12 protein-coding genes are annotated in these 12,489 nt (G+C 61.6%); 4 read left to right on the top strand and 8 right to left on the bottom strand.

All coding sequences use genetic code 11. From position 1 onward, the window contains the following. Nucleotides 1–127 precede the first annotated feature (127 nt). The gene (locus tag HY29_RS10875) at nt 128–1,777 is read left to right on the top strand and encodes an NAD+ synthase (protein WP_034796691.1); all 1,650 of its coding nucleotides are present in this window, start codon (nt 128–130) and stop codon (nt 1,775–1,777) included. Nucleotides 1,778–1,820: 43 nt separating this feature from the next. On the opposite strand, the gene HY29_RS10870 is transcribed toward HY29_RS10875, so the two are convergent. Continuing rightward, nucleotides 1,821–2,645: a hypothetical protein gene (locus tag HY29_RS10870; protein ID WP_155838290.1), complete on the bottom strand. Its 825-nt coding sequence runs from the start codon at nt 2,643–2,645 to the stop codon at nt 1,821–1,823. 133 nt (nt 2,646–2,778) lie between these two features. Here HY29_RS10870 and gltX point away from each other — a divergent pair, with 133 nt between their 5' ends. Further along, nucleotides 2,779–4,119 (top strand): glutamate--tRNA ligase, encoded by a 1,341-nt coding sequence (gltX, locus tag HY29_RS10865; RefSeq protein WP_034796690.1) that lies wholly within the window; start codon nt 2,779–2,781, stop codon nt 4,117–4,119. A gap of 181 nt (nt 4,120–4,300) precedes the next feature. Further along, nucleotides 4,301–4,633 (top strand): hypothetical protein, encoded by a 333-nt coding sequence (locus HY29_RS10860; RefSeq protein WP_034796689.1) that lies wholly within the window; start codon nt 4,301–4,303, stop codon nt 4,631–4,633. Between the two features lie 255 nt (nt 4,634–4,888). Here HY29_RS10860 and HY29_RS10855 read toward each other — a convergent pair whose 3' ends face one another. Beyond that, nucleotides 4,889–6,793 (bottom strand): ATP-binding protein, encoded by a 1,905-nt coding sequence (locus HY29_RS10855; RefSeq protein ID WP_034796687.1) that lies wholly within the window; start codon nt 6,791–6,793, stop codon nt 4,889–4,891. Beyond that, the gene (locus tag HY29_RS10850) at nt 6,735–7,667 is read right to left on the bottom strand and encodes a DUF817 domain-containing protein (protein WP_081811359.1); all 933 of its coding nucleotides are present in this window, start codon (nt 7,665–7,667) and stop codon (nt 6,735–6,737) included. Before HY29_RS10850 ends, HY29_RS10855 begins: the two co-directional genes overlap by 59 nt. Before the next feature lie 141 nt (nt 7,668–7,808). On the opposite strand from HY29_RS10850, the gene HY29_RS10845 reads away from it, so the two are divergent. Next, on the top strand, nt 7,809–8,129 hold the full coding sequence (locus HY29_RS10845) for a hypothetical protein (protein WP_034796686.1): 321 nt from the start codon (nt 7,809–7,811) through the stop codon (nt 8,127–8,129). Nucleotides 8,130–8,155: 26 nt separating this feature from the next. Here the strand turns inward: HY29_RS10845 and HY29_RS10840 are convergent, their stop codons facing one another. From HY29_RS10840 to HY29_RS10820, 5 genes are all read right to left on the bottom strand, one after another. Further along, complete coding sequence (locus HY29_RS10840; RefSeq protein WP_034796911.1) at nt 8,156–8,959, bottom strand: enoyl-CoA hydratase-related protein; 804 nt, start codon at nt 8,957–8,959, stop codon at nt 8,156–8,158. 5 nt (nt 8,960–8,964) lie between these two features. Continuing rightward, nucleotides 8,965–9,993, bottom strand: a complete 1,029-nt coding sequence (locus HY29_RS10835; RefSeq protein WP_034796685.1) for an acyltransferase family protein — start codon at nt 9,991–9,993, stop codon at nt 8,965–8,967. A gap of 72 nt (nt 9,994–10,065) precedes the next feature. Next, the gene (locus HY29_RS10830) at nt 10,066–10,296 is read right to left on the bottom strand and encodes a DUF1413 domain-containing protein (protein WP_034796683.1); all 231 of its coding nucleotides are present in this window, start codon (nt 10,294–10,296) and stop codon (nt 10,066–10,068) included. Between the two features lie 103 nt (nt 10,297–10,399). Continuing rightward, on the bottom strand, nt 10,400–10,708 hold the full coding sequence (locus HY29_RS10825) for an EF-hand domain-containing protein (RefSeq protein WP_034796682.1): 309 nt from the start codon (nt 10,706–10,708) through the stop codon (nt 10,400–10,402). Between the two features lie 129 nt (nt 10,709–10,837). Further along, the gene (locus tag HY29_RS10820; protein ID WP_034796909.1) at nt 10,838–12,445 is read right to left on the bottom strand and encodes a carboxyl transferase domain-containing protein; all 1,608 of its coding nucleotides are present in this window, start codon (nt 12,443–12,445) and stop codon (nt 10,838–10,840) included. Nucleotides 12,446–12,489: the final 44 nt, after the last annotated feature.

Below are 12,489 nucleotides of genomic sequence, written 5' to 3'. Positions count from 1 at the left end.
CAAACCCATTCTGGAAAATCAGAAACGCTCGATGAAAAATCGACTTTGCCAATCCTACTAACATGCTGCGACGTGATAACCCACCACACCAATTGCTAATCCCCCCGCAGCGGCCTAAATGCTCCCTATGAGCAAAAAGCTGAACATTCTGGTCGCGCAATTGAACCCTGTGGTGGGGGATATTGCGGGCAATCTGGAGCTGGCGCGGCAGGCGCTGGTTGAGGGCAAATCGCGCGGGGCAGACCTGGTCGTGCTGTCGGAGCTGTTCATTCTGGGCTATCCGGCGGAAGACCTGGTGCTGAAATCTGCCGCCGTGGAAGATTCCATGAAGGCCGTTGAGGCGCTGGCCGAGGACACGGCAGACGGCCCGGCCATTCTGATCGGCAGCCCCTGGGCAGAGCATGGCAAGCGCCATAACAGCGTTGTCTGGCTGGCGGGCGGCAAGATCACCGGGCGCTATGACAAGCGCGAACTGCCCAATTATGGCGTGTTTGACGAGAAGCGCATCTTTGACGCCGGCGAAGGCCCGCCGCCCCTGTTCGAGCTGAACGGCGTGACGCTGGGCATCGCGATCTGTGAGGACATCTGGTATCCGCGCGTGCCGGGCATGCTGGCCGAGGCGGGCGCGGAAATGCTGATCGTGCCGAATGGCAGCCCGTGGCGGCGCACCGTGCAGGTGGAGCGCCACACCAGCTTTTCCGCCTGGCACAAGACGGGCGTGCCCTATCTGTTCGTCAATCAGGTGGGCGGGCAGGACGAACTCGTCTTTGATGGCAGTTCGTATGCGGTCGATCATGACGGAACAGAGCATCAGCTGCTGGGCGATTTCGTTACCGGCATGGCGATGGTCACCTATGATGGCGAAACGCACCGCTTTGAAAGCGACGTACAGGCCAGCCTGACCGAAGGCTGGGAGGCGGAATATCGCGCCGCCACGCTGGCGCTGGGCGACTATGTCAACAAGAACAAATTCCCCGGCGTCGTGCTGGGCATGTCCGGCGGGATCGACTCGGCGCTGACGGCGGCGATTGCCGTGGACGCTCTGGGCGCGGATCGTGTCTGGTGCGTGATGATGCCGTCAAAATATACGTCCAGCGAAAGCCTGGAGGATGCGAAAGCCTGCGCCGAGGCGCTGGGCGTGCGCTATGACACGATCAATATCCGCCCCGGCGTGGACGCGATGGGAGAGATGCTGGCGAGCGCCTTTGCCGAAACCCAGCCGGACACGACGGAAGAGAACATCCAGTCCCGCCTGCGCGGGATGACCCTGATGGCGCTGTCGAACAAGTTCGGCCACATGGTGGTGACGACCGGCAACAAGAGCGAGATGGCCGTCGGCTATGCCACGCTGTATGGCGATATGTGCGGCGGCTACAATGCGCTGAAGGATTTCTACAAGACCGAAGTGTTCGAACTGGCCAAGTGGCGCAATACAGCCGTGCCAAAGGGCGCGCTGGGCCCCGGCGGCGAAGTCATCCCGGAACGGATCATCACCAAGCCGCCCTCGGCAGAGCTGCGCGAGGACCAGAAGGATGAAGACTCCCTGCCGCCCTATGACGTGCTGGATGACATTCTGCGCGGGCTGGTGGACCAGGAAGAGCCAATCGAGGCCATTCTGGCGCGCGGGCATGACCGGGCGCTGGTCAAAAGGATCGAGCATCTGCTCTACATCGCGGAATACAAGCGCCGCCAGGCCCCGCCGGGCGTGAAAGTCGGCGGCAAGAATTTTGGCCGCGACCGGCGCTATCCGATCACGAACCGCTTCCGGGACAATTGAGGGCCGAGGCGCTGTTGCGGGTCAGGCCTGCTCCTTTTCGGGGCTATTCCTGATCCGGCAGTGCGGCCTCTGGCTCGATGCCCTCATAGGCCGCTGCCATGGCCGCTGCGCCGGCGCGCACCTCTGCCACATCATCGGGCGCGATGTCTGACGCCTCGCCATAGCCCATGATCGGAGACGCCACGACACCCGGCAAGTCTACCATGGTGGCATAGAGCAGCCAGGCGCGGCTGCCATCCTCGCAAGCGACATTGACCCATTGGTCTTCTGTCGGCGCTGGCAGGCTGGCGATATCGCTGATCTCGCGCAGCTCGGCCTCGTTGATGTCATACTCCTCGCCACCGAAGGAGACGATGGTGAACCCCTCCCCCAGATAGCGCAGATAGGTCAGCTGGTCGCCGGCCTTCAGATCCAGCGTCTTGATGCCGGTATCGGAGACATATTCGATGGACGCATCCTGAGAGAGTGTCACCGGAAAGGTCTTCGTGGCGACGAAGAAGTCGAGATCGTCCTGCTCCACCCGGTCGCGGTTCCACAACTGGTAGTTGGCGTATTGCGGCAGCGCGCATTCCAGATCTACCGGCACGCTGGAATTCGGCTGTGACCAGCCATTCACGACAACGCCCGGGTCCAGCACGGCAAACCCGGCCGGATATTCGCCCGGCCAGCCGGGGCTGACATACCATCCCTCGCCATAGCCGGAGACGGCCTGATAGTCCGTCTCGACATCCGATTTCGCAATTTCTGCAGGTGTTTCAATGGGTTCGGGGGCTTCCACCACCGTCACATCTGTTTCGATCGGCTCTTCAGCCCGTTCCCCACAGGCCGCAAGCAGCCCCGCTGCAGCCAAAATCCAGCCCCGTTTCATCCACATCTCCTAGATGGCGACTCACCTGCCCGTCTCACATTATCATAAACAATAGCAACAATGTGGCATCCCTCCCTTGGCTTTTTCCGCAATTTGATGTCGAAAGCGCCTTAAGAGACACAGGTTTGACCCCATGACTGCACCGATTGTTCGTTTTGCCCCTTCGCCCACCGGCCGTCTGCACGTCGGAAATGTGCGTACCGCACTGATCAACTGGCTGTATGCCAAGGGTCAGCAGGGCAAGTTCATCCTGCGCATCGACGATACCGACACAGAACGCTCCACAAAGGAGTATGAAGATGCGCTGAAGGTGGATCTCGAATGGCTGGGCCTGGTCTGGGCCGATACGTTCAACCAGTCCGACCGGTTTGGCGAATATGACGCAGCCGCCGAAAAGCTGCGCGGAATGGGCCTGCTCTATCCCTGCTTTGAGTCCGCTGACGAGCTAGAGCGCAAGCGCAAGATCGCCCTCTCCCGCGGTCGCCCGCCGGTTTATGACCGCGCGGCGCTGGACCTCAGCGATGAGGAGAAGGCCAAGCTGGAAGCCGAAGGCCGCAAGCCGCACTGGCGCTTCAAGCTGTCGGGCGAGCGCGTCGAGTGGAACGACCTTGTGCGCGGCCCGCAAAGCATCGACACGTCCAGCCTGTCGGACCCGATCCTGATCCGCGAGGATGGCTCTTACCTCTACACCCTCCCCTCTGTGGTGGATGATATCGAAGCCGGCATTACGCATGTCGTGCGCGGGGAAGACCACGTCACCAATTCCGGCGCGCAGATCGAGATCTTCAAGGCACTTGGCGGCACGGCGCCGGACATGGCGCACACGCCGCTGCTGATCGGCGCGGATGGCCAGGGCCTGTCGAAACGGCTCGGCTCACTCTCCATGGGCGAGCTGCGCGCGCAGGGCTATGAGCCGATGGCGGTCTGCAGCCTGCTGGCAAAGATCGGCACGTCCGACAATGTCGAGGCGCGCGAGACGCTGGACCAGCTGGTCGAGGAATTCAGCTTTGACAAGATCGGCCGCGCCCCGGCGCGTTTTGACGAGGCCGAGCTGCTGGCCGTCAACGCCACGCTGCTGCACGCCCTGCCCTTTGAGGCGGTGAAGGATCGCCTCGCAGCGGTTGACCCGCGCGCCGCCGATGAAGCCTTCTGGACCGTGGTGCGCGCGAACTGCTCCCTGCTGCCGGACGTCGCCGCATGGGTGGAGACCGTGTTCGGCACGATCACCCCGGTGATTGATGATGAGGACAAGGAGTTCGTCACCACAGCCGCCGGTCTGCTGCCGGAGGGGGAGCTGACGGGCGAGACCTGGAGCCAATGGGCCAATGCCGTGAAGGCAGAGACCGGACGCAAGGGCCGCGGCCTGTTCATGACTCTGCGCAAGGCGCTGACCGGCCAGGACCACGGCCCCGACATGGGCGCCCTTCTGCCCCTGATCGGTCGTGAGCGGGCGCTGGAGCGTCTGCAGGGCTAGGTCATAAACCGCACCGGAATGAATTTGGACGGTTAAGCCCCTGATTTCCTCTGCGTTTTCATTTTTTAGAACAAAGTCGGAACTTTTTCCTTTCCAAAAGATGAATATTCTGCTTATGTTCTCATATTGAAGAACACGCGGAACACCGGGCCCCAGCCCCGAAATCTTGAGGAGTTGCACAATGGTACAATTGGTCATCAAGGGATGTGAGTTTGACCCGGCCCATGCGAAGGATGTTGTCTTCGGAGACGGTTTCCGCATGGAACTGGACCAGGCCATCGAGCTGGCCATGGGCGGCATTGAGTTCTGGGCCGCGGAAGCAGACGGCTCTGCCGCAAAGGTCAGTGTCGAGAAGAATGAATATGGCGAGCTGATCCTCAAGACCGAGGCGAGCGCCCGCGCCGCCAATCATTTCGGGGAAATCTGCGCGCCGCCAATCGTGCACCGCCGTTATCGCGCCGAAGCCCATCGCGCGCCGGTGCAGATCCATCACGGTTACGCTGTCGCAGCCTAGGTTACGCAGCGGCCCTCACCTTCCAGACGTTTCCTCCTCTGCGGTCACCACACCCAAGCCATCGGCCGCAGACAGGGTATGCCGATCTCCAAACCGGCACATCCGGGATCACACCAGCATCTGGAAGGTGGGGGTTACTCCGGGGCCCCTTGTCCCCTCACACAGGACAAGTTGTTTCTATCCCCTCTTTGACCAGACTCATGTTGAGCCCACATTCATGCTAAGCGAAGTTCAGGCATGGGCGGGACGAGAGATTTACTCCGCCTCAAGCGTAACCAGAACATCCCCTTCGGCGACCTGATCGCCCGTGGCGGCCTCGACGGACTCCACGATGCCGTCGCGCGGGGCGGCCAGGCTGTGCTCCATCTTCATGGCTTCCATCACGGCCACCGCATCGCCCTTGGCCACAGTGTCGCCCGGCTTCACATTCACGGCGAGCAGTTTGCCCGGCATCGGCGCGCTGACACTGTCGCCGCCCAGAACCGCTTCGACATCAGCGTCATAATCCGGCACCTCAACCAGCACTGTGTCACCGCCCGTCGTCACCGCATAGCGGCGCGGGGACAGATCCGTCACGAAGGGCAGCGGAGCCTCCGGGTCCACCTCATGCTCGGCCGGATCGAACCAGTCGGCATCCGTGTCCACAGCGACGGCCGCCTTACGCACCGCATGGGCATTGGCCCGGAAGCCATCGCGAATATCCCAGGGCATGACGGCGCCTGCATCATCCAGTTCGATATCGCATACGGCCAGAACACAGGCGTGCTGATGCGCGCCGGGCGGCTGGGTCAGGGCTTCGCCCTGCTCGGCAATCCAGTTCACATGATGCGTCCCCGTGCGAAAGGCATCAGACAGCGCGCAGCGGCGCAGGAAGCCGGTATTCGATGGCACACCAGCCAGCTGTGTGTGCGACAGGGCCTCCGTCAACTGATCAATCGCCTCATCCCGCGTCTCGCCGGACACGATCAATTTGGCGATCATGGAATCATAATTGGACGGGACACGATCGCCCGTTTCAAAGCCCGCATCCCAACGAATGATCTCGCCATCGACCGGCTCCAGCAGGCCGAACTCCAGGATCAGGCCCGCGCCGGGGCGGAACCCGTCGGCGGGGTCTTCGGCGCAAATCCGCGCCTCAATGGCATGGCCTATCAGAGGGATGTCTGCCTGGCTGAGCGGCAGCTCCCCGCCGCTCGCGACCAGCAATTGCCAGGCGACCAGATCCTGCCCGGTGATCATCTCGGTCACCGGATGCTCCACTTGAAGACGGGTGTTCATTTCAAGGAACCAGAACGTGTCTTTGGCCAGAGGCATTGATCCGTCCACGATGAATTCCACCGTGCCAGCACCCTCATAGCCGACCGCCTGAGCCAGCCGGACGGCGGCGTCTGTCATCGCGGCGCGCACCTCTTCCGGCATGCCGGGGGCGGGCGCTTCCTCGATCACTTTCTGACGGCGGCGCTGTAGCGAACAGTCGCGTTCATACAGATGGACAACATTGCCATGCGAGTCACCGAATACCTGCACCTCGATATGGCGCGGCTGCTGGACCAGTTTTTCCAGCATCACGCGACCATCGCCAAAGGCGCTTTCGGCCTCGCGCACGGCGCTTTCCAGTTCGGCCTTCAACTCCGCCGCCTTGGAGACAAGGCGAATGCCGCGTCCCCCTCCCCCGGCCACGGCCTTGATTAGCAGCGGGAAACCGATCTCCTTGGCCGCCTTGGTGAGTGTTTCGGCATCTTGCGCCTCGCCGCGATAGCCGGGCAGCACGGGCACACCGGCCTCCTCGGCAATGCGCTTGGCCTCATCCTTGGGCCCCATGGATCGGATCGCCTTGGGCGACGGACCGACCCAGATGAGCCCCGCATTGCGCACATCCTCGGCAAAGTCGGCATTCTCGGACAGGAAGCCATAGCCCGGATGGATCGCATCCGCGCCGACAGCACTGGCCGCCGCAATGATGGTCTCGCCCTTCAGATAACTTTCCGGCGCTGGCGCAGGACCGATATGCACGGCCTCATCGGCCTCTCGCACATGCTTGGCGCGCGCATCGGCATCGGAATAGACCGCGACGGTCGCGATGCCCAGCTCCCGGCATGTTTCAAAGATGCGGCAGGCGATCTCGCCCCGGTTCGCGACGAGCAGCTTCTGGATCTTCATCTGAGGGCCCTCCCGGCACCCGGCGCGCGCCTTTGTGAATGGCGGCGACCAGGACAAAACTTATGATCATAAGCAGATACCACGAACCGAGTTTTGATAAAGAGACCATGTGCCAGCCATGTTCTTGCCCGGGATAGGCCCAGGCGCGGGCGAATGTTCCAAGATTTTCGGCAAACCAGATAAAAAGCGCCACCAACAGGAAGCCGATCACGAGCGGCATTGGCCTTTGCGTCTCGTCGGCGCGAAACCAGATGAGGCACGGGCCATAAATCAGCGCCGTCGCGATGAAGAGCGCGATCCGGACATCCGGCAGCCAGTGATGGGCAAAGAAATTCACATAGATCGCCGCAGCCAGCACGCCCTGCAGCCAGAGGGGTGGAAAGCGGTCAAACTGGAAATCGAAGATGCGCCATACGCGCGCGATGTAGGAGCCAACGGCCGCATACATGAAGCCGGTAAACAGCGGCACCGCGCCGATGCGCAGCAGGCTCGCCTCCGGATAGATCCAGCTGCCATGGGCTGTCTTGAACAGTTCCATCACCGTGCCGACAATGTGGAAAACGAAGATGATCTTCGCCTCTTCCCAGGTCTCCAGCCCGGTCCAGAGCATCATGATCTGAATGCCAACCGCGCCAAGGACAAGGACGTCATAGCGCGCCAGGGGGGCCGCGTCCGGATACCAGAGGAAGGTTCCCAGCAAGAGGCCCAGCATCAGCCCGCCGAACAGACAGGCCCATCCCTGTTTGATGCCGAAGGTGACAAATTCGAACGCAGCCTGGCTCCACGGCCCTTTGACGAACCGCGCATGCAGGGCCGCGCGGGCCGCATGGAGATAGGTCCGGGCTCGGGCAGAGGTGGGTCCTGTTCGTGTCATGCAGCCTCTATCGCCTCCGATCACGGCGCCAATACGGCCAGCCAAGGGCGTGCGCCGGGCCCAGGGGGCTATTTTCCGGCTTTGCCCCAACCCATTACCTGTCGTAAGGGTTAATACAGAGAAACCAAGGGGAGTGATCTCATGGCCTATGCTTCAGGTGTGCGGCTCAGCAGTGTCGCAGGCATCGTGGGCGCCGTTGTCGGCGGATATATCGGCTATACGCAGGCGCAGGATGTCAGCAATCTTGAGCCCGTCACGGCCGCCATCATTCTGGGTGCCATCGGCATGGTTGCCGGCAGCGCAGGCGCCTTCATCCTGAAGTCCCTGTTACAGTTTGCGATCTATATCCTGTTATTCGGCGTGGTCGCCTATGTGTTCCAGAACCAGATAGAATCCCTCACCGGCATCAATCCGGTGGACGCAACCATGCACTTTCTGAGGGATATGGGCATTCCCGTTTAGGGAGCGCCCATCCCCACTTTCAGCGCCTAGCGGTTCCAGCCCGGCTTGCGCTTTTCGAGGAAGGCTGTGACGCCTTCTTTGCCCTCATCCGAAGCACGGCGGGCAGCAATGCGCCGGGATGTCTCGTGGCTGACCTCGCGGTCAATGAACACGCCGGCGACATCGCGCACCAATTCCTTGGCATCCGCAATCGCGCCGGGCGCGGCGGAGAAGACAAGATTGGCGAGATGCTCTTCCATGGCGAGCATGGCCTTCTCGTCCTCGACCACATATTGGACGAGGCCGATCTTCTCGGCATAGTCAGCGTCAAAGGTCTCAGCCGTCACGAACAGGGCCCGGGCCGTGCGAGCCCCGATAGCCTCAATGACAAAGGGGCTGATGGTCGCCGGGGTGAGGCCGAGCCGCACTTCAGAGAAGCGGAACTTGGTGTCCTTCATGGCAACGGCCACATCGCACGCAGCCACCAGACCGGCCCCGCCGCCCATGGCAGCGCCGCGTACCAGCGCCAGCGTCATCTGCGGCATCTCGTAAAGGGCGCGCAGCATCTCTGCCAGATTCATGGCGTCGCGCTCATTATCGCTCTGCGTGTGAACTTCTGCGGCCAGCTTCATCCAGTTGAGGTCAGCGCCCGCCGAGAAGCTCTGGCCGTTGCCGCGCAGGATCATCATGCGGATGGTGCGCTGGTCGGCGATGGATTTGAAAGCATCTGTCAGCTCGGCAATCAGCTCCGCATTAAAGGCATTGTGTACATCCGGCCGGTTCAGTGTGACGACCGCGAGGCCTTCCTGCGTCATCTCAAGCTGGATCAGATCATATTCGGCATCACGCATGGATTTCATTCCTGTACATTACTGGCTGCCACCTTGCGGTAGTGGCTGGAGGGACGCAAGGCGCGTCTCTCTACAACATGCCACAGCATAAAACTGGCCCCCACTACAAGAAGCGCAGACAGCGCGAAGCCGCCAACCAGGCCCGCGCCCGCGAACACACCAACCGCCACCAGTCCCTGCAAGATGGGGAAATGCGTGATGTAGACGCCATAGCTGATATCCCCATATCGTGCTGCGTTCAGAGATGGCCCCGGCAGGAAGGCGACCGACGCGATCAGCCCTGTCAGCCCTACAGCCCGCAACGGCTGCAGCATGGGGCTGAGCTCGCTCGCCGCAAACAGGAGTGCCCCGATCCCCCCGTAAAGGATCGGCCGGGCCTTCGCATTATCCCACAAATACCGCAGCGCAATTCCGCTGGCGAAAAAGGCCATCTGCCCGGGCAGCTGGCGGGCGACCTCTGGCGCCAGCGGATGATCCAGAAAAACCGGAACGCACATCCGCCAGGCCTCCCCTACCATGTAGAGTGCAAGCAGGCCGAGCCAGCGCCACCGCCCCATGGCTTTCAGAAACACTGCGATCAGCGGCAGAGCGAGATAGAACATGACCTCGATCTTGAGGGTCCACAGCGCCCCATTCACTTCCGTAAAGCGATTGCCCTCGAACAGGCCCGGCAGTGTGGGAGACAGGAAATTGAGGAAGACGAGATTGGCGGCCAGGTATTTACCCACCCCCATCACATCGCCGGTCAAAACCAGGCTGACCAGGGCCGGAACAAGAACCACGACAGCATAGGCCGGATAGAGCCGCCGGATGCGCTTGCCTGCATAGTCAGCCAGGCTGGCAGAGCGGAACAAAGACCCGGCAACCAGCGCGCCGGAAACGATGAAAAAGCCCTGGATGGCAATTTCAGCTGCCTCAGCGAAGCTTCTTTCCAGACCCCTCCACGGCATCAACGCGCTCAGCGCAATGGCGTGGTAGACAAAAACGGTCGAGGCCAGACCAAGGCGTATGAAATCGAATCTGTTGGGTGCCATGCCCTGCCCTTTTGAGTTGCAGGGTGCATACCGTCGCGTGGCCGAGTCGAGAAGAGGCGAATGCCTGCCGCCTCATTCCCCCTGCCAGCGATAGAGGCGGCCGCCATTACGCTTTTCGCCTGTGTCCTCGACGCCGGGGAATTTGCCAGCCCGCACGGCCTCAAGGAAATCGCGGCCCTTGCGGACCTTGTCTCCGATATAGAGCTGGTCCCATTCGGGCCCGTAAATTTCAGGAAAGTGAAACGTGCCGGGGTCTTGCCGCGCGATACGTTTCTGCAGGCGGGTGATCTCTCTATCGTCCATCCTTTTCAAGGTGAGGTATCCGGCGCAGCAATCAAGAAGCGGTCAGGAAAAAGGGGGCTCGCAGGACCGGCGAGCCCCCCATTCGGAAGACAGAGCAGGCAGACTACCAATCAGGCGTCGATACCCTGCTCGCTTCCTTGGGCCCGGACTGTCCCCGCCATGCGTCAAGAGCTTTGGCAAGTTCCTCTTCGGAGACAGTCCCGTTCGAATTGAGGTCCAGCTTGGTGAACTTTGCTTTTGCTTCAGCCTCGCTGGCCATGCCCGCGTTGGCTTTGTAGCTCACAAACTCATCCTCAGTGATCAGACCATCATCATCCAGGTCCAGCAATGAGAAGTCAGGCATTTCGCCTGCATGGCCCATCAGGGCCGTCGACATGGCTGCGGTGACAAGAAAGCTGGTGCGCATGATCATCTCCGAACTCCTTTGACGTTTCCGGCCGCTGACCAGAGCGGCCATGCTCAATGTACGCCGGAAGTCCGGTAATGATGCGTGAAAAGGGGTTCACGAACGAATTGTAATAATTGCGCCAGCCAGCGCTCCCTACATACGGAAGACGCCGAACCCACGGTCTGGGAACGGAGCGTTGAGGCTGGCCGAAAGGGCTAGCCCCAGAACGCGGCGCGTGTCTGACGGGGCAATGATGCCATCATCCCAGAGCCGCGCAGTCGAGAAGTAAGGCGAACCTTCGGCCTCATAGAGATCCCGGATCGGCTGTTTGAAGCCCTCTTCCTCGTCAGCGGACCACTCCCCGCCCTTGCGCTCAATACCGTCGCGCTTGACGGTGGCGAGCACGCTGGCAGCCTGCTCTCCCCCCATGACGGAAATACGCGCATTCGGCCACATGAACAGGAAGCGGGGGGAATAGGCCCGGCCGCACATGCCGTAATTTCCTGCGCCGAAGCTGCCGCCGGTTACCACCGTGAATTTCGGCACGCTGGCGGTAGCGACGGCGGTCACCATCTTGGCGCCGTCCTTGGCGATGCCGCCGGCCTCATATTTCGAGCCGACCATAAAGCCGGTTATATTCTGCAGGAAGACAAGCGGAATGCGGCGCTGGTCTGCCAGTTCAATGAAGTGCGCCGCCTTCTGGGCGCTTTCGGAAAACAGGATGCCATTATTGGCGAGGATCGCGACCGGCATGCCGTAAAGGCGTGCAAAGCCGCACACAATGGTTTCGCCATAGAGCTTTTTGAACTCATGGAATTCAGACCCGTCGACGAGTCGCGCGATCACTTCGCGGGCATCATAAGGCTCTCGCACATCCTGCGGCACAAGACCGTTCAGTTCTGCCGGGTCGTAAAGCGGCTCGGCTGGCTCGGTCAGCTCAAAGGGCTGTGGCTTCGGGGTTGCCAGTGTGCGGACGATAGAGCGCACGATGGCCAGCGCATGGGCGTCATGGGCGGCATAATGGTCTGCCACACCAGACTGGCGGGCATGCACGTCCGCGCCGCCAAGGTCTTCGGCGGAGATCACCTCCCCTGTCGCCGCTTTCACCAGCGGAGGGCCACCGAGAAAGATGGTGCCCTGCTTGCGCACGATGACCGTCTCGTCGCTCATGGCCGGCACATAGGCGCCGCCTGCCGTGCAGCTGCCCATGACAGACGCGATCTGGGGGATGCCCTTCGCGCTCATCTGCGCCTGATTGTAGAAGATGCGGCCGAAATGCTCGCGGTCCGGGAAGACTTCGGACTGGTGCGGCAGGTTCGCGCCGCCGCTATCGACCAGATAGATGCAGGGCAGATGGTTCTCCAGCGCGATTTCCTGCGCGCGGAGGTGCTTCTTCACCGTCATCGGGAAATAGGCGCCGCCCTTCACTGTCGCATCATTGCAGACGATCAGGCACTCGCGGCCCTCGACACGGCCGATGCCGGTGATCAGGCCCGCGCCGGGGGCGTCATTGTCGTACATGCCATTGGCGGCCAGCGCGCCGATCTCCAGAAAGGCACTGCCCGGGTCCAGGAGGCGCTCGACCCGCTCACGCGGCAGCAGCTTGCCCCGCTCGACATGGCGCTGACGGCTCGCTTCGGGGCCACCCAGCGCGGCCTCTTCCGTCTTTGTGTGCAGTTCGGCAAGCAATGCCTCCATCGCGCTGCGATTGGCGGCAAATTTGCTACCGGATACATCAAGGCTGGATTTCAGAACCGGCATGAGGCCTCCCATTGGAATTTTAAGCCTGCTTAGCCGCATGGGCC

This window comes from Hyphomonas beringensis (assembly GCF_000682755.1).
Lineage (GTDB): Bacteria > Pseudomonadota > Alphaproteobacteria > Caulobacterales > Hyphomonadaceae > Hyphomonas > Hyphomonas beringensis.
Note: the sequence above shows the minus strand (reverse complement) of the source record. Positions and strands in the feature narration are given on the sequence as shown.